This is a genomic window from Apibacter sp. B2966 (assembly GCF_011082485.1).
Taxonomy (GTDB): domain Bacteria; phylum Bacteroidota; class Bacteroidia; order Flavobacteriales; family Weeksellaceae; genus Apibacter.
The window spans coordinates 1,903,964-1,921,683 of sequence record NZ_CP049714.1 but is presented as its reverse complement, the minus strand read 5'-3'; the positions used below and the strand labels follow the sequence as shown (position 1 = coordinate 1,921,683).

The following is a 17,720-nucleotide window of genomic DNA, read 5'->3' as shown; positions in this document are numbered from 1 at the left end:
ATGAAAAAGTATACTTCTGTCGATGATATTACAGACCTAAACGAGATGTTAAATTTGGCTAAGAAGATTAAAGCTGCTCCTTTAGCTAACCAAGTTTTGGGAAAAAATAAAATTTTAGGGCTTTTATTTTTTAATCCGAGCTTAAGAACGCGATTAAGCACGCAAAAAGCAGCTCGCAATCTGGGTATGGATTGTATGGTTATGAATTTAAACACAGAAGGCTGGACATTAGAATTTGAAGATGGAACGGTAATGGATGGTTCTGCTTCCGAACATATAAAAGAAGCCGCTAAAGTTATATCAGTTTATTGTGATATAATAGCCATTCGAAGCTTTCCCACTTTAAAAGATAAGGAAAAAGACGAAGCGGAAACAGTCATTTCTTCTTTCGTTAAATACGCCACCGTTCCGATCATCAGTTTAGAAGGGGCTACAGAACATCCTCTACAAGCTTTGGCTGATGCGTTGACTATTGAAGAATACAAAAAAACGGAACGTCCTAAAGTAGTGTTGAGTTGGGTTCCACACCCAAAAGCTCTTCCTCAATCTGTTTCTAATTCATTCGTGAAAATGATGAAAAAAATGGAGGTGGATTTTATTATTACTCATCCGGAAGGATACGAGTTGAACCCTGAAATTACCAAAGGTGTTCTCATTGAATATAATCAAGAAAAAGCATTTATAAATGCTGATTTTATATATGCTAAAAATTGGAGTAATTACAACGATTATGGTAAAATATTAAATGAGGACCCTCATTGGACCATTGGAAAAAGACAAATGGAATTGACAAATCACGCTAAATTCATGCATTGTTTACCGGTACGAAGAAATATGATTGTAACTGATGACATATTGGACAGCGATGCCTCGATAGTTATACCTGAAGCAAATAATCGAACGTATTCTGCTCAAACCATTCTTACTCGAATTCTGGAAGGGCTCACATAAATATTAATTATTTGATTTTTGGTAAAAAACAGGTATTTAACTAATTACTAACAAACAACCCAATAAGTTGAATATGGAAAAGAAAAAATTAACCGTTATAAAAATAGGAGGAAATGTAATTGATAATCAAAAAGTCCTTACTCAATTTTTACAAGATTTTTCTAAGTTGGAAACTCCGAAAATTTTAGTCCACGGAGGGGGAAAAGCTGCTACAAGATTAGCGGGTAAATTGGGGGTTGAATCGATCATGATTGAAGGACGAAGAGTAACCAACGAAGAAATGCTAGATGTGGCAATAATGACGTATGCAGGACTTTGCAATAAAAAAATTGTAGCTCAACTTCAAGGTTTACAAACTTCTGCTATCGGGCTAACCGGTGCAGATGGAAATTCTATTGTTTCGAAAAGGAGAGAAAATAGCGCTTATGATTATGGATATGTAGGGGATATCATTGAAATTAACTCCGAATGGATTAAATGTTTACTCGATACCGATACGATTCCTGTATTCTGTGCAATTACCCACGATAAAAAAGGACAGTTGCTTAATACGAATGCTGATTCCATTGCACAATTTCTGGCTGTGGGCCTATCCGCTTTTTATGAAACCACTTTATTGTATTGTTTTGAAAAAAAGGGTGTTTTACTAGATATTGAAGACGAAGATAGTATTATTAAAACGATAAATTACAGTTCCTATCAACAGTTAAAAAAGGATAATATTATTCACTCGGGTATGATCCCAAAACTTGATAATTGTTTTGAAGCGCTGAAACAGGGAGTTACAAATATTATTATTTCTAACCCTGAAATAATTAACAACTTTAATCATTCTCATACTTGTATTACCTTATAATTAAGTCTTATGAAAACCATTGAACAACTAACATATGAGGCAATTGACTTGTTAAAAAAATTAATTGCAACACCCTCTTTTTCCGGAGAAGAACATCATACCGCTTTATTGATTGAAGCTTGGTTCAGACATCATTCAATTCCTTATGAAAGAGAGAATAATAATATATGGGCATATAATAAATATGTGGATGAAAGCAAACCTTATTTACTGCTGAATTCTCATCAAGACACTGTTTTTCCTAACAAAGACTATACTCATAATCCTTTTGATGCCATTGAAAAAGAGGGTAAAATATTCGGTTTAGGTTCCAATGATGCCGGAGGATGTTTAGTGTCTCTTTTAGCCACGTTTACCTTTTTTTATTTACGTAAGAATATGAAATATAATTTAATTATGGTGGCTTCCGCTGAAGAAGAAAACAGTGGAAAAAAAGGTCTAAACAGTGTGTTGGCTCACTTGCCACCATTGGAATGTGCTATTATAGGAGAACCTACTCAAATGCAACTTGCCATTGCTGAAAAAGGCTTGCTTGTTTTAGACGTTTTCATAAAAGGAACTGCCAGTCACGCAGCTCATAATAATCCCGATAATTCCATTTATAATGCTATTGAGGTAATTGAATGGTTTAAAAATTTCTCGTTTGAAAAAATATCAGAAGTTTTAGGTCCTATGAAAATGACGGTTTCTCAAATTGAAGCAGGTAAACAACACAATCTTGTGCCTGAAGAATGTCGCTTGGTGGTGGATATCCGTGTGAATGATTGTTATACAAACGAAGAGATACTATCAATAGTAAAGAAAAATTTATCATCTGAAAGGGTGATAATTACCCCCCGATCATTGAAACTTAAATCTTCTTCCATTCCCAAGACTCATCCGTTGGTTATATCCGGAATAGCTTTGGGGAGAGAAACTTATGGGTCTCCTACCCTTTCAGATCAAGCCGTCTTACAATGCCCTTCTTTAAAAATGGGGCCGGGAAATTCTTTACGATCTCACACTGCCGATGAATATATTTTTAGGGAGGAAATTGTAGAAGCAATTCCTCTGTATATAGAATTATTAAATCAAACGATCTTATAAAAGATAATTGAAACTATTAAATTTTAAAAAATGAAACTTTGGGAAAAAGGTATACCGACTGATCAGAGAATTGATTTATTTACCGTAGGTAATGATCGGGAATTAGATATTGTTTTAGCTAAATATGACGTGTTAGGTTCATTAGCTCAAACTAAGATGTTGTATCAAGTAGGGCTTATTACGGAAAACGAAAAAAAAGATTTACTTCAAACATTAAATGAAATTCTCACAGATATTGAAAATCATACTTTTAAAATTGAAGAAAATTTTGAAGATGTTCATTCTAAAATAGAATTTTTACTAACTGAAAAAGTGGGAGATGCCGGTAAAAAGATTCATACGGCTCGTTCCCGCAATGATCAGGTTTTAGTGGATATGAACTTATATCTGAAAGATGAATTAAAAGTGATTAAAGATCTAAGTCGTAAACTTTTTGATCTTCTACTGGTACTTGCAGAAAAAAATAAAAACATTTTATTGCCCGGATATACGCATTTTCAAATAGCTATGCCCTCTTCCTTCGGAATGTGGTTTTCTGCATATGCTGAAAGTTTGATTGATGATGTAATTTTACTTAATGCAGCTTTAAAAATAGTCGATCAAAACCCTTTAGGATCAGCAGCGGGATATGGTAGTTCTTTTCCTATAGATCGAACGTTTACTACTCGGGAATTGGATTTTAAAACATTAAAATTTAATTCCGTTGCCGCACAAATGAGTCGTGGTAAATCGGAAAAAAGCACGGCATATGCTCTTAGCAGCTTGGCCGGTACTTTATCCAAGTTAGCAATGGATGTAACTTTATATTTAAGTCAAAATTTTAACTTTCTTTCACTTCCCACCCATTTGACAACAGGTTCCAGCATTATGCCTCATAAAAAAAATCCTGATGTTTTTGAATTGATACGAGGAAAATGCAATAAAATACAAGCTTTGCCTTATGAGTTGACTTTGATAACCAATAATCTTCCTAGTGGATATCATAGAGATTTACAGTTATTAAAAGAAGGAATTATTCCGGGAATACAAAATTGTAAGGCATGTTTAGAAATGGCTCATTATTCTCTTCAAGATATACAAGTTAATAAAAATATACTCGATGATCCTAAATACGATTATTTATTTACCGTAGATGCTCTTAATGAATTGGTAGCTGAGGGAATTCCGTTTCGAGACGCTTATAAAATAATCGGTCAAAAGGTGGAACAGGGAACGTTTCAATCCCCTAAAAAAACTACTCATACGCATGAAGGAAGCATAAACAATTTGTGTTTAGAGGAAATTAAAAAGAAAATGGATGATTATTGGATGGATTAATACATCCTATATGCCAGTAAAATCAAAGTTAAAAAAGATACGCTTGTCCATAAGATAACGCCCAATAGTAAAGGCTTTATACCGATTTTTTTTAAGGTTTGTAAACTTAATCCTGCTCCTATTAAAAATAAGGTTACGGTTAGTCCTCGTTTAGCTGCCATAACCAACCCATGGTCAATAATATTAAATACAGGAAAGTATTGGGGTAAATAGGTATTACTTATCATGGCCGCAATAAATAAAAATATAAAGTAAGGTAGTTTTATTTTCTTATGTATATTTTCCTTATCTTCTTTAAGAGTCAATATAATCAGAAAAGATAAAGGAATGATCCATAAGGCTCTTTCCAGCTTAACCATCGTCGCAATTTCTAAGGCTCTTGAACCATAGTGCTGTGCAGCGCCAACAACAGAACTTGTATCATGTATAGCCAATGCAGACCAATATCCGAATTGTTCTTGTGAAAGATGTATTAGATGTCCTATTGCCGGAAATATAAATAAAGCAATGGAATTTAAAATAAAAATAGTCGCTAAAGACAGGCTGGTTTCTTCTTCATCTGCATGGATAAGCGGAGCAACGGCAGCTATAGCACTTCCTCCACATATAGCAGTTCCTGATGATATCAATAAGGTTATTTTCCTATCAATTTTAAAAAATTTTCCTATCAATATTCCCAAGAATAAGGTAAGAAAAATTGATCCAACCGTTAATAACAATCCTTCTTTACCAACTTGAATTGCTGTATTTAAATTCATCCCAAACCCCAATCCTATAACAGAAAGTTGAAGAAGATAGCGCGTTATTTTTTTAGTAAAGGCGGGATAAGGATTACCGAAACTAAAGGAAAATAACATTCCCAACAATAACGCTAGAGGGGTGTCTATAGATACAACCAGGCAAAGTAAACCTAAAAGAATAAAAATTATTTTTTTTACCCGATCATTGGTGACTAATTTTTTATTGGTTGTTGCTTGATTCATTGTACAAATATCCTTTACTGAATACAAATCTGCCAATGAAAAAATGTTATACCTTATAACGATGGGTTATAATGTGAAGTAGCAAATTTTATAAAAACATCTGAATTTCCTTCGGGGACTCCTTGCTTATAAACAAAATAAAACCAGCGTTTTATATTTATTCCCTCTATATCAATTATTTGAAATTCTCCTTTTTTTATATCTTTAGCTACTGCTGCTATGGATATAAAACCTATACTGTTGGTATGGGTAAGGTAGGACTTGATGCCTTCTGTACTTCCTAAATGCATAGCAATGTTCAGATCTTTAAGCTGTATATTGACAGCTTGGAAAGCATCTCGTATAATATCCAAACTTCCTGAACCTAATTCTCTCAAAACTAGGGGTACTTTTTGCAATTCATCTAAAGTCAAAACTTCTTTTTTTGAAATTTCCTGTGAGGTGTGTGCAATGGCTACAATTTCATCTTTTAAAAATGGAAGGTATTTAAGTTGCATGTTTTTGGGTTTGCCTTCAACCATTCCTAATTCAATTTTTTTTTCAATCAGATATTTTTCAATTTCTTCTGTATTTGCGGTTATAAGAGACATTTTAATTTTCGGATGTTTGGAATGAAATTGAGACATCAAGGCCGGAAGTAAATATTGGCCTAAAGTAGTACTTGCTCCTAGTTGAAAAGTTCCTGAAAAATTTTCTTTCAATAAATCAAAATCATATCGTATTTGTTTATAGATATTCATGATTTTTTCTGAATGGATCAATAATATTTTACCGGCATCGGTAAGCTCTATTTTATTTCCTTTTCGAAGAAATAGGGTTAAATCATATTCTGATTCCAACTCCTTTATATTTTTAGTCACAGCAGGTTGTGAAATATATAATTCCTCAGCAGCTTTGGTAAAACTTAAATTTTTAGCTACAGCATAAAATATTTTCAATCGGAAATCAGACATTATAATTTTTATTATTTCTTGCTAAGTAAATTACTATAAATATTTTATTAAATCATACAATTATTGATTTATGAAAAAAATTGAACCTATTCAAATTAATTTTTATCCTTCGATCCTGATTTTCAACACAAGTGTAAAAGTATATATATGGAATAATTTTTGTTTTGGATTGGTATTAAACAATGTTAATTTTAAATAGACCTAAAAAACCAAATTATGAAACAATTAAAAAAAATTTTATGGGCTTTTGCATTAATGGGTACGCTGAGCTTTTCTTTGACATCATGTAAAAATGAGCCTAAAGATTCAGATTTAGTTACCAAGGCAAAATCCGTTATTCCTGAAGGAGTTACTATTGATGTTAAAAAAGGGGTGGCTACACTTACCGGAGAGTATAACGATAATGACGCTAAACAATCAACTGAAAATGCTGTTAAAGCAATACCGGGTATAAAATCTGTTGAAGATAATGCAACGGTTAAATCAGAATCAGGTGATGTAGTGGTTTCAGTGGATTCTGTATTAAAATCTAAAGTAAATGATATTTTAAAAGGATATACCGGTGTTACAGCGGATATAAATGATGGTGTGGTAACTCTTAATGGTGAATTAAATAGAAGCGAATTGCCTCGACTTATGCAAGCAATTAATACGCTGCAACCTAAAAAAATTGAACAAAAATTATTACTAAAATAGAAGTATGGCTTTACAAGATAAATACGCAGATTTAATAAATAAGGCGAAAAGTTTGGGAACAACAAATCTTTCTGTTAAAGAACAAAATAATGTTCTTTATATTGATGGAGAAGTTCCGAATGGAGAATCTAAAGATCAGTTGTGGGCTGCTTATAATAAAATTGATCCTGATTTTAGATCCGCTGATTTAATTTTAAATATTAATGTATCACCCAATGCTCCTTCTTCAAAATATAAAGTAACCACTCAAAGTTCTAATTTAAATATTAGAAAAGGACCGGGTACGGATCAACCTATTTTAGGAAAAGCCGCACATCAATCTACGGTAACTTTTCTGAGCAAATATAACGATGATTGGTATTTAATACGATCTGAAGATGGAACCGAAGGATATTGTAATACTGAATATTTAACGGCTATATAGAATTATTATACTTAAATATTTTTTGAGAGGGCTGGAATTAATTTTCTTGCCCTTTTTTTATCTAATCAAATATACTGTAATTATATTTATATCTTTTTAAGATTGTTTTACCTGTTGATATTATGACTTTTTAAAAAACATTTAAATTTTTTGTTTATTATTGCATCTATTAAAATTTAGATAGAATTATAGATTCTTAGGATTGATTTTTGCTATTATCTTATCTAATATTTTTATTTAAACTGTTTTTATTTTTTTGTGTATAATTTTATTTTTTATTTACTATTGCCTTTGAATTTTGATCAACAGAGAACTAGTATTATTTTAATACCTATATATTAAATGAATTTATTCGAAAAGCAATTTCAAGATATTATACATTATTTACAGTTTGATGATTATTCTTTAGTTTTAAAGAGAATTATTGACTTAACGTTAGATACGGAAGAGGTATCTTTTTATAAGAAAACAAGTGATTTACTTCAATGGGTTGATTATAATGAATCCAATGAAAAAGGAAAAAAGGAAAAATATTCTGTCATTTTAAATGAACTTTATCAATTTCTTTCTAAAAAAGAAATTCATGAACCGAAAAAACTTCTTGAAGCCGAAAAAGTTAAAAAATCATACAGTAAATCTGCTTTCTCTTTAGGGCCTATAAGCTTAAAAATTTCCGAAGGAGAAATTATTGGTTTAGTGGGAGAAAATGGAAATGGTAAAACTTCTTTGCTTAGACTTTTATGTGGAGAATTGGAAGCAACTGAAGGAAATATATCTTATTCGCTGGATTTTAAAGATCGATATGAATTAAGAACTAAGTTGATTTATATTCCTCAAAGGCCGAATATATGGTACGGTTCTATATTAGATAATCTTCAATTTACTGCATCTTCTTATAATATTAAGGGAGAAGAAAACGAATTAATGGTTGATTTGATTACCTCCAGAATGGGATTGCGAAACTATCGGAAAATGAATTGGGCTAATCTTTCTTCAGGATATAAAATGAGATTTGAATTAGCCCGAATGTTACTTAGAAAACCTAAACTTTTATTGATTGATGAGCCTTTAGCTAATTTAGATATTCTTTCTCAACAAACGGTATTGGAAGATTTTAAAGCAATAGCAAAATCTCCATTCAGACCTTTGGGTATCGTTGTCAGCTCCCAACAATTGTATGAAGTGGAAAAAAATTCCGATCAAGTGCTATTCTTAAAACATGGGGAACAAAAAAATATAAAAAGTGAGAGTTCTAATAAAAAAGAATTGCCTGAATTGATTATTGAGTTTGAATCGGAATGGCCTCAGGAAAAACTTTATGCTTCTTTATCTAAAATCTCTTTACTAAAATTACAATATAATGGAGGTTCTTATATTGCGCATTTTCCTGATACTACGTCTGTGAATAATTTTTTAACTCTTTGTATTGATGATCAGATACCCATTAAGTATTTTAGAAATATATCTGATTCAACTCGTAGATTTTTTATTTAATTCTTTTAAAAATCCGTGATCATGTTTACAAAAACACAAAAACGTTTGCTAGAAAATTACCCTATTTTATGGAACACAAAATTTGTTCCGATGGGTATAACAGTTCTATTTATTAATATTTTTTTCTTTATTACGGGTTATTTTTCCGGATCTATTAATTTTTATGAAACAGATTATGATTTAAATAGCACCACTGTCATCTATCTTATTTCAGTTTTAGCTAGTTTATTAATTCTCATTATATGGTTAGTATTTTATTTAAAGAATAATGGCTTTAAGTCCTTTTACCCCAAACAATCCAATGCTCTATATGTGGAATGGTTGTTGACTTTTATCTTACTCATAGGCAACCAATTATATCCTTACAGTTATTATCAGGGTATTACATATAAAGAAAGAGCCTTTGCTTCAAAACAACAAATCTATGAAGCTAAAAAAATATTGAATCAAATTCAAGTAGTAATACCTGATTCGTATAATTATTATCAATTCAATCCTATCGAGAAAACTATTGATTCTTTAGAAAAAGATCCTGATTCAACTCCCATGCACTTATCTCTTCTTAATTTTTATCCATATAATAAGGAGATTGAGCAGGTTAAAAATTGGTTAATTAACGAACAAAAAGATAGCATAAGAAATTTAATTCGGGAATATTTAGATCTTCAAAAAAAACATAATCTTTCTACCAATCTTACTGTAAACAGTTGGATGAAAATAGTTTATAATCCACCCAATTATATTGTTACTGAATCAAATTATATTAGCAATGCAAAAAATCAAAATGATGATAACATAAAAAATTATGTGGAATTTAAAAAACTCGATTTTGCTTATCAAAAAATGTTTGACGCATATAATAATGGGAATTTTTCCAATGAGTTTATTTTAATCATTTTATATAGTGCTTTAAGTTTATCTATAGCAATATTATCCTTTCGTACAACAAGTGGAAAAGCCTGGTTAATCGCATTTATAACATTTGGATTACTTATTTTTATTAACGGAATTATTTCGGTTTTATTCCATCTATTTTTTTTTGAAATTAATGAGTATAATATCACTTATTTAATAACCATTTATTGGACATTGATACTCTTATTTATGAGCATTTACGTTGTACTTAAACTCTATAAAAAAAGCGCAAAGAATAAATCAACTGTACTGATAAATTTAATTTTATGGATACTACCCTATATGCCTATACTTTATTTTACAACGTTTATGATAATAATGAATGAAACCGTTTATAGTGAAAATCTGAACCATTTTATTAGTACTATATATCTTTACTTTTTTAATCATTCTATCGTCTTTTTTTGGATTAATCTTATATTTGTAGGTATCATTTTATTCTTTGTAGCTAAAATAATAAAAAACTGGAAAGCTTTGCCTGAAGAATAGAAGAATTAACCCTATTTTTTATTTTAAATGTACAAAAGATTCCCATTATCCTTGCGAATTTTTTTAGTGATGATCCTTGTTGAGGTCAGCACTATATTTGCCATGGGATTGATAACTTTTTATCAATATATAAGAATTGCAGAGGAATATAACAATAAAAGGCTAGAAAGAAAGGAACAATTAATTATAGAAACTTTCGATTATCTCATTTCCAATCGAAATACAAAACCGGAGGAGGTTAAAAATAAAATTGGCAATAAAATTTATGAAATTTCAGATATTAATAATATCGATATAAATTTTTATTCTCTGGATGGAAAATATATTTTAGGGAATAAATTACCCAATCCTAAGACTGAATTTGTTCCTAAAGAAATCTTAAAAAATCTGAATGTAAATAACGACCGTATAGAGGTTATAAACAAGCTTCCCAATTCAGAAGAAAGTTTTACGTCCGTATATAGATATATTTACAACAATGATTATCAACCTATTACAATTATAAATTTTCCTTTTTTACATGATGAAGCATTTCTAAAAAAAGATTTTTATTCCTTATTATACAGATATTTAGTTATCATGCTTATCGTATTAATTGTAAGTGGTATTTTTTCATGGTTCTTTTCACTTACTTTAACCAGAAAAATTAAAGATATTGCTTATCGGCTTAGGGATACCGGCGCACTTACTCATAATAGACCCCTTTTATATAATTATATTGATGAAGTGAGTCCATTGGTTAAAGCTTACAATATTATGCTGAATAAATTTAGAGAGCAAACTGATGCACTGGTTAAAAAAGAAAAAGATAATGCTTGGCAGGAAATGGCGAGACAGGTGGCTCATGAAATTAAAAATCCGCTTACCCCTATGCGGCTCGAAATTCAAAGTTTTCAATTAAGATTTAATCCAGAAGATCCACAAATTCATGAAAAGTTGGATTCATTAACCCGTTCATTAATACAACAAATAGATACTATTGCCTCGATTGCCGGTGCATTTTCAGATTTTGCAAAAATGCCTCTAAAAAAGGATGAAAAATTAAACGTAATTGAAGTTGCTAAAATTTCGTTAGAAATATTTCCATCTCAACAAATTTCACTTGATACACTTGATGAATTGGTCATTTTAAATATTGATCCTAATTTATTGAACCGCATATTAACCAATTTAATTAAAAACGCTTTTCAATCGATACCGGAAGGAAGAACTCCCCATATTATTGTAAAAATCAGACAAGACATACGAATGGTTTATTTTTCTGTTATTGATAACGGAAATGGAATTCCGGAAGAAATAAAAGGCAAAATTTTTACTCCTCAATTTTCAACTAAAACCAGTGGAAGTGGTTTAGGTTTAGCTATAATTAAAAAGCTAATTGAAGAATATAATGGGTCTATAACCTTTGTGTCTGAAGAAGGGAAAGGAACTATTTTCAAATTTGAAATCCCTAAAGGTGAATAATATTTTTAAGTTTAAAAAATTTAATATACTTCAAAATAATTCCGTATTTAAAGTAGGCACGGATAGTGTATTATTGGGTTGTTTTGCTAATGTACATAATGCCTCTCATATTCTTGATATTGGTACCGGTACAGGGATTCTTTCGTTAATGTGCGCGCAAAGAAATCCCATTTCTCATATTACAGCCATGGATTCTGAATACAATGCGTATTCTTTGGCCTTTGAAAATTTTAAAAATTCTCCTTTTTCTCAAAGGATCACAGGTATCCATTGCGATTTAGACCTTTTCTTTAGTGATATATTATTTGATTATATTATTTGTAACCCTCCTTATTTTAAAATTTCCGAAGTATTACATCGTAAACATCCTGTCGCCAGGCAGCAAATAAAACTTAACTATCATCTTCTTATTAAAAAATCGGCATCATTACTATCTCAAAACGGAAAAATCGGATACATTTTTCCTATTGAAAATGAAAAAGAAATACTTGAACTATCAAATAGATATAATTTATTTCCCAATCGCATTATATATATTTCAGGAATAAGAAATGGAAAAATTAAAAGAATTTTTCTTGAACTTAGCAGAGACGATAAAAATCCTATAATTGAAAACTTTGTTATCGAAGAAAAAAGTCGTATTTGGTCGGAAGAATATAAAAAATTAACATCAGAGTTCTATTTATAATATCATAGAAAAGGCATCTTTTATATGTTCAATTTGCCATCTATAATCTTTTTTTATGATGGAAATAATATCAAACCTTACATTGGCATCTATTTCCTTACAAAGGACATATTCATTTGCTGCCTTAATCAATAATTTTCTTTTTGATCTGGTTACCGCCTCTATGGGGTCAATTATAGTTGTATAGTTTCTAGCCTTAACTTCAACTATTACCAACTCGGAACCATTTTTAGCAATAATATCAATTTCCGCCTTATCATATTTCCAATTTCTATCTAATATTTCATATCCTATATCTAAAAGATAATAAAATGCTTTCATTTCCGCTTCTTTTCCGAATTCATTATGATAAGCCACACTATATTTTTTAGTTTATTGATTAAAATTATATTTATATGAAATACAAATATACTATATTTGAAAAAAAATCCTGTATGAGGAATACGACCCTATTATTTTTTAGTTTTTTTAGTTTCTTTATTTTTTTCTCCTGTGGAGACGAAAATTTTGAACCCTATCCTAATCATGAATTTGATAACCACAAAGGCTTATTACCTTCAGAATATATAAAAACTGAAATAGATAAAAATACGGGGAACAAAGTAACTGTAACTACTTCTATGCAATACGATAATTTAAATAGATTAATAAATATTAAATCGTCTATCTCAGATTCGATAACTAATATTCATATGATCTCTTATAATGAAAGTAATGGTAAAGTTTATACCGTTACTACCGAAAATGCCGGAGGAACTTATTTGTATTCTTATGAATATACAGAACCCGGTATTATACTTGAGCATAGAAGTTTTAAAACAAATCCTCCTCCCGGATATCCTGAAATTGAACCTTATACAAGAACGTTAACTGTTTCGGGCGATAAATTACTAAAAATAGAAGATCCAAAAGACGTACAAACCCATCTTTTCAAATACGACATATACGGAAATTTAATTCAATTTGATACTACTATTTATACTTATGATATCTTAAAAGGCTTGATGAACAACGTAAAAACCCCTCATTGGCTATTTGCAGCATTCGAAGGAAATTTTCCATTCACTTACAATCTGGTTAATAATATTATCGGTGATAATAAGGGAACTGTTTATAATTATGAATATAATAAAGACTTACATCCTGATTATCCTACAAAAATTATTCTTAACAACACAGAAGAAATAATTATCAATTATATAGTTGCTAAATAAATCAAATTTTACCCTTAAAAAAATACACAAACTTTTAAATCTTAATATAATTAAAATTTATTATTGAAAGTAATAAACCATAAATTATTATTCTCAAATCTATAACATTAACTAACACTAAAAATGATTATATAATTACCTATGAGCTACATTTATAATGTAGCTTTTTGCATTTTATAGTACCTTATTAACTAATCTTAAAACCTAGAGCCATTGAAAATGAGTCCCAGATAATGAATTTTAATGGATTTACAAGTATATTCAAAGCTGAATATAATAGGCAAAATTTTTAGTATTTAAGATTAAATATAATAATTAATAAATAAGTTTAGAAAAATGAACGATTAGATTAAAAATTTACCACAAAATGCGTCCTTTTGTCATTCACTATCAAAATTAGTAGGATACTAGGGAACATGACTATATGTTCCCTTTAATCAAATATCTACAAAATAGTTCTTAGAATTTTTTATTACAATTTAAACAAACTTTTTCTACTTTTCCATTTTTAGTAAAACCTAAAAATATTAATGGCCAAAAGATAATAGCTAGAAGACAACCTCTTCCCCATCCAAATTGTTTTTTAGTATGAACGTAAATATTACTACTCCCACAATTAGGGCATTTAATGTTTAGATCAGATTTTATATTCTCCATAAAAATATAAATTTTAAATTTCCACCCAATATAATAATATAACATAAAAAAATTGATATATACTATTAAATATTTGTTCAATACTAATAAAAATCATGTTAAAAATATAAAAAAAACTTTTTTATTTTACTGACTCTATAAATCCTTTCTATATGTATTCTACTTTATACGGTCTACCCAATGACAATTTAATTTATCTGAGTGCTTTGACAAATTATTATTAAAAATTAAAGTAATATTCTTACTACGGCATTCGATGAAATATGGGATAGTTACTTAATAAGTATTTCATAGTTGATTTCATAAAAATGTTGAATTAGTTTTTTTTAAAAATTTATTTCAATTAATGAAATATAAAATAAACTCTTGTTTAAGCTCAAACATATATCACTTCCACATCATCTGAAGAAATATATACTAATAATTTACTTGCAACTTTTTTATTCATTTCAACTAAGGCTTTTTCATATAGCGAAATTTGTTTTTTATGACCGGTTAATTTTTCACCCGTTTTGAAATCAATAAGTGTTAATGAATCTTGCTTTTCTATGATTCGATCGGGGCGGTAAATTTTTCCTTCATATATTATTTCACGTTCTTGATATACAGTTATACCTTTTGAAAAATAATCTTTTATTTGAGGATTGGATATAACTTTATGTATTATATTTTCAATTTCTGCTTCCTGACCGATTGGAATCAATCCCGTCAAAGTAAATTTTTTAATTACCAGTGGCAGATCTTCCGGCGTATTAATTTCTGCTAAAATAGCATGTATACTATTACCGTATTGAATGTCTTCGTTTTCCTCACTATAAAATTTATGAGCCTCGGAACTTACTTTTATTTTAGAATTCCATCTCTCAGAGGTCCATTGTATTTTTTCTTCTTGAACAATATTTTTTGCGCTTTTTTCATTATTTTTCTTAAAATCGGAAGCAGGATAAAGTTCAACTATTCCTTCTGAAGATTTCCCTTGCTGAATTAAAAATTCACCCAACGAACTTAATTTATCTTTTCTTTCTTCCAATAAAAATAATTGTTGTGACGCCCGTGTGGTTGCAACATATTGTATACATAATTCATCTATCTTATTTTCAAATTCTCGGATAGTTATCACCTCCTTTATACTATCACCGGTATCATCTAAGCCTGATTTTGAAGATGTGTAAAACTTATCAAATCCATTATATAAGTCTTTATCAAGTGGAAACCAATATTCTTCTTTTCTAGAATTGCTATCGATCATAGGATAAATTACAATTGGAAATTCCAATCCTTTAGATTTATGTATAGTCATGATCTGGATGGCATTTCGATTATCAGGAAATCGTATGGATAATCCCGGACTTTTTAATTCCCAATATTCTAAAAATTCTTGTAAACTTATAACTCCGTTCTTTTCCAACTGAACTATCATATCCAATAAGGCAGAAATATATAAATCTTCTTTCTCTCCAAACCCTAAAGAATTAATAAATTCTTCTACATAATCATAAAAGCTTAAATTATATATTTGTTGATAAGGCAAAGAAATATTCAATTTTTCTTTAAACCAATTAATAATATCGTCAAAATCCAAATCTTTTATTTTACAAATTTCTTCTGTAAAATCTTCAAATTCCGCTCTACCTATGGTAAAAAGAAGATGGAGCATTCTCACCAAATTTTCTTTGTCTTCAGGATTGGAAATCCATTGTAAAGCATAAATAAGAGCCTGGATTTCAGGGGACGATACAACTACTAACGCTTCTTCTGTTAAAATAGGATAACCTTTTTCTGCAATTTTATCTACAATGGAAACACTATGCTTTTTATTTCTTACTAAAATTGTTATATCTTTAAAATCAAAACCATTCTGTAAAGACTCTTCAATTATTTCAACAATTCTTTCTTCTAAGAGATTTTCTTCTTTTGGAGATATAAATGATACCTGTACCCTTCCCCCTTTGTGTAAGTGGGAGATTTGCTGTGCATGGACTCCAAACAATGAAAAATATTCGGGATTATTTACTAAATAAGCAGATAAAAATTGATAATAGGTATTATTAAAATCAACAATATTGGGCAAACTTCTGAAATTATTCTGCAAAGTTTTTACATGTATGCCTTTGTCTTTTGCATTTGCTATAAGATCGATTAATATTTCAGGATTTCCCGAACGAAATCTGTAAATGGCTTGCTTGGGATCACCAACCAAAGTAATTGTATTTCCATCTGATACTTTTGCATTATCTAACAAAGGAATTATATTATTCCATTGAAGTTGTGAGGTGTCTTGAAATTCATCTATAAAGTAGTGATTGTATCTCCCTCCTAATTTTTCATATATAAAGGCTACCGGTTCCTCTTTTAAATGAGTTCCTATAATAGGATTTACATCTGATAGAAATACTACATCATTTTCTGTTTTTCGTCTGTGTAAAAATCGATTAATTTCAGATTGTAATTCAATCGTAATTAGATTTTTACGAACAGATTCATCTACTTTAATTCTAATGATGGCTTGTTTTATTTTATAAAATGCCTCAATAATTTGCGGTGCAATACCCTTTATATCTTCTTCATGAATCGATTTTGATTTTGCATATTTTTCTTCTTCACAAAAAGCTTTATAATAAGAAGAAGATAAGTTTATACTAAGTATTTTGCTCGAATCCTGCATTTTATAAAAAAATCCGGCCATACCTCTCGCTCCTTGATAAAAATCTCCTACTTCTAAACCGTTGGATTCAAATAACGCTATAATTTCATCGGCTGTTTTTTGTATTAAGGTATAATTTTCCTGTACTCGCCTACTTATCAACTGATTCAATTTTTTAAAATCTTCGATCTCTTTATAAGTCAAAGAATTAATCTGTTCCTGATTCTTTTCTTTTAAAAAATTTTGTGAGGAAGTCAATAATTCCTTTCTAATATCTGTAGATGATTCGTTCTCGAATTTCCAAAATATATAATTTAAAATGACCTCAGCAAAAGGATTATCTGTTCCTAATTCATCTACTAATTCATCAATTGACTGTTTGAGATATTCCGAAGAATCCAGTTCCACCGCAAACGAATACGACAACCCCAATTCTTTGGTAAATGCCTTCATCAATCGTAAATTAAACTTATCAATGGTACTGATGGAAAATAATGAATAATGATGTAAGATATAGGATAAGGCCCTATACGATCGCTGATGTAAAAGATTTATATCTATATTCAGTTCTTGAGATATCTGCTGTAAAACTATATTCGATTGATAATTTTTTTCATCTGAAAAATCCTTTAACCATGAAAGTATGCGCGTTTTCATTTCATTAGCTGCTTTATTGGTAAAAGTTACTGCTACTATGGAACGCACAGACTCTACGGAATCATTTTGCAACAGGATACTAAGGAAATTTTTCACTAAAGTGAACGTTTTCCCTGCACCTGCAGATGCATTGTATATCGTATAGCTTGAACTCATTCAGATGAAAATTAAAAAAGGATTTAACAAAATTAGTTAAATCCTTAATAGTATGGAATTTTATAACTTAATAAAG

General features: G+C 29.8%; 15 protein-coding genes. 11 read left to right on the top strand and 4 right to left on the bottom strand.

Features of this window, described 5'->3' with window-relative positions; all coding sequences use genetic code 11:
* The 4 genes from G8C43_RS08230 (at nucleotide 1) to argH (ending at nucleotide 4,210) form a co-directional block, all read left to right on the top strand.
* Nucleotides 1–951 carry an N-acetylornithine carbamoyltransferase gene (locus tag G8C43_RS08230; RefSeq protein WP_166005354.1) on the top strand — a complete coding sequence of 317 codons (951 nt, stop codon included), beginning with the start codon at nucleotides 1–3 and terminating at the stop codon, nucleotides 949–951.
* 73 nt (nucleotides 952–1,024) lie between these two features.
* Complete coding sequence (gene argB / locus G8C43_RS08225) at nucleotides 1,025–1,807, top strand: acetylglutamate kinase (protein WP_166005352.1); 783 nt, start codon at nucleotides 1,025–1,027, stop codon at nucleotides 1,805–1,807.
* A 9-nt stretch (nucleotides 1,808–1,816) separates the two neighbouring features.
* Nucleotides 1,817–2,893, top strand: coding sequence for a M20 family metallo-hydrolase (locus tag G8C43_RS08220; protein WP_166005350.1), 1,077 nt, complete (start codon nucleotides 1,817–1,819; stop codon nucleotides 2,891–2,893).
* Between the two features lie 30 nt (nucleotides 2,894–2,923).
* A complete protein-coding gene (gene argH / locus G8C43_RS08215) occupies nucleotides 2,924–4,210 on the top strand; it encodes an argininosuccinate lyase (RefSeq protein ID WP_166005348.1) in 1,287 nt (428 codons plus the stop codon).
* Here argH and G8C43_RS08210 read toward each other — a convergent pair.
* Nucleotides 4,207–5,193 (bottom strand): YeiH family protein, encoded by a 987-nt coding sequence (locus G8C43_RS08210; RefSeq protein WP_166005346.1) that lies wholly within the window; start codon nucleotides 5,191–5,193, stop codon nucleotides 4,207–4,209. The two genes, argH and G8C43_RS08210, sit on opposite strands and share 4 nt — an antisense overlap.
* Nucleotides 5,194–5,246: 53 nt before the next feature.
* The gene (locus tag G8C43_RS08205; protein ID WP_166005344.1) at nucleotides 5,247–6,146 is read right to left on the bottom strand and encodes a LysR family transcriptional regulator; all 900 of its coding nucleotides are present in this window, start codon (nucleotides 6,144–6,146) and stop codon (nucleotides 5,247–5,249) included.
* Between the two features lie 216 nt (nucleotides 6,147–6,362).
* Between G8C43_RS08205 and G8C43_RS08200 the strand changes: the two genes are divergently transcribed.
* The 6 genes from G8C43_RS08200 to G8C43_RS08175 all read left to right on the top strand — a co-directional run bounded on the left by G8C43_RS08200 (nucleotide 6,363) and on the right by G8C43_RS08175 (nucleotide 12,316).
* Entirely contained in the window at nucleotides 6,363–6,842 is a 480-nt protein-coding gene (locus G8C43_RS08200) for a BON domain-containing protein (protein WP_105297142.1), read from the top strand.
* 4 nt (nucleotides 6,843–6,846) lie between these two features.
* Nucleotides 6,847–7,266, top strand: coding sequence for an SH3 domain-containing protein (locus tag G8C43_RS08195; RefSeq protein ID WP_105297141.1), 420 nt, complete (start codon nucleotides 6,847–6,849; stop codon nucleotides 7,264–7,266).
* Nucleotides 7,267–7,608: 342 nt separating this feature from the next.
* Nucleotides 7,609–8,760 (top strand): ATP-binding cassette domain-containing protein, encoded by a 1,152-nt coding sequence (locus G8C43_RS08190; RefSeq protein ID WP_166005342.1) that lies wholly within the window; start codon nucleotides 7,609–7,611, stop codon nucleotides 8,758–8,760.
* A gap of 21 nt (nucleotides 8,761–8,781) precedes the next feature.
* Entirely contained in the window at nucleotides 8,782–10,164 is a 1,383-nt protein-coding gene (locus G8C43_RS08185; RefSeq protein ID WP_166005340.1) for a hypothetical protein, read from the top strand.
* Nucleotides 10,165–10,191: 27 nt separating this feature from the next.
* A complete protein-coding gene (locus G8C43_RS08180) occupies nucleotides 10,192–11,628 on the top strand; it encodes a sensor histidine kinase (protein WP_166005338.1) in 1,437 nt (478 codons plus the stop codon).
* Nucleotides 11,621–12,316: a tRNA1(Val) (adenine(37)-N6)-methyltransferase gene (locus tag G8C43_RS08175; protein WP_166005336.1), complete on the top strand. Its 696-nt coding sequence runs from the start codon at nucleotides 11,621–11,623 to the stop codon at nucleotides 12,314–12,316. Before G8C43_RS08180 ends, G8C43_RS08175 begins: the two co-directional genes overlap by 8 nt.
* Here the strand turns inward: G8C43_RS08175 and G8C43_RS08170 are convergent.
* Complete coding sequence (locus G8C43_RS08170; protein ID WP_166005334.1) at nucleotides 12,311–12,673, bottom strand: YraN family protein; 363 nt, start codon at nucleotides 12,671–12,673, stop codon at nucleotides 12,311–12,313. The genes G8C43_RS08175 and G8C43_RS08170 overlap by 6 nt on opposite strands.
* A 38-nt stretch (nucleotides 12,674–12,711) precedes the next feature.
* Between G8C43_RS08170 and G8C43_RS08165 the strand changes: the two genes are divergently transcribed.
* A complete protein-coding gene (locus G8C43_RS08165; protein ID WP_166005332.1) occupies nucleotides 12,712–13,530 on the top strand; it encodes a hypothetical protein in 819 nt (272 codons plus the stop codon).
* Nucleotides 13,531–14,563: 1,033 nt separating this feature from the next.
* Here G8C43_RS08165 and G8C43_RS08160 read toward each other — a convergent pair.
* A complete protein-coding gene (locus G8C43_RS08160) occupies nucleotides 14,564–17,644 on the bottom strand; it encodes a UvrD-helicase domain-containing protein (protein ID WP_166005330.1) in 3,081 nt (1,026 codons plus the stop codon).
* Nucleotides 17,645–17,720 lie beyond the last annotated feature (76 nt).

Coding starts and splice junctions, on each gene's coding strand:
- G8C43_RS08220 (WP_166005350.1), top strand. CDS start 1,817: ATGAAAACCATTGAACAACTAACATATGAGGCAATTGACTTGTTAAAA.
- G8C43_RS08185 (WP_166005340.1), top strand. CDS start 8,782: ATGTTTACAAAAACACAAAAACGTTTGCTAGAAAATTACCCTATTTTA.
- G8C43_RS08180 (WP_166005338.1), top strand. CDS start 10,192: ATGTACAAAAGATTCCCATTATCCTTGCGAATTTTTTTAGTGATGATC.
- G8C43_RS08160 (WP_166005330.1), bottom strand. CDS start 17,644: ATGAGTTCAAGCTATACGATATACAATGCATCTGCAGGTGCAGGGAAA.
- G8C43_RS08195 (WP_105297141.1), top strand. CDS start 6,847: ATGGCTTTACAAGATAAATACGCAGATTTAATAAATAAGGCGAAAAGT.
- argB (WP_166005352.1), top strand. CDS start 1,025: ATGGAAAAGAAAAAATTAACCGTTATAAAAATAGGAGGAAATGTAATT.
- G8C43_RS08210 (WP_166005346.1), bottom strand. CDS start 5,193: ATGAATCAAGCAACAACCAATAAAAAATTAGTCACCAATGATCGGGTA.
- G8C43_RS08205 (WP_166005344.1), bottom strand. CDS start 6,146: ATGTCTGATTTCCGATTGAAAATATTTTATGCTGTAGCTAAAAATTTA.
- G8C43_RS08165 (WP_166005332.1), top strand. CDS start 12,712: ATGAAATACAAATATACTATATTTGAAAAAAAATCCTGTATGAGGAAT.
- G8C43_RS08190 (WP_166005342.1), top strand. CDS start 7,609: ATGAATTTATTCGAAAAGCAATTTCAAGATATTATACATTATTTACAG.
- G8C43_RS08230 (WP_166005354.1), top strand. CDS start 1: ATGAAAAAGTATACTTCTGTCGATGATATTACAGACCTAAACGAGATG.
- argH (WP_166005348.1), top strand. CDS start 2,924: ATGAAACTTTGGGAAAAAGGTATACCGACTGATCAGAGAATTGATTTA.
- G8C43_RS08200 (WP_105297142.1), top strand. CDS start 6,363: ATGAAACAATTAAAAAAAATTTTATGGGCTTTTGCATTAATGGGTACG.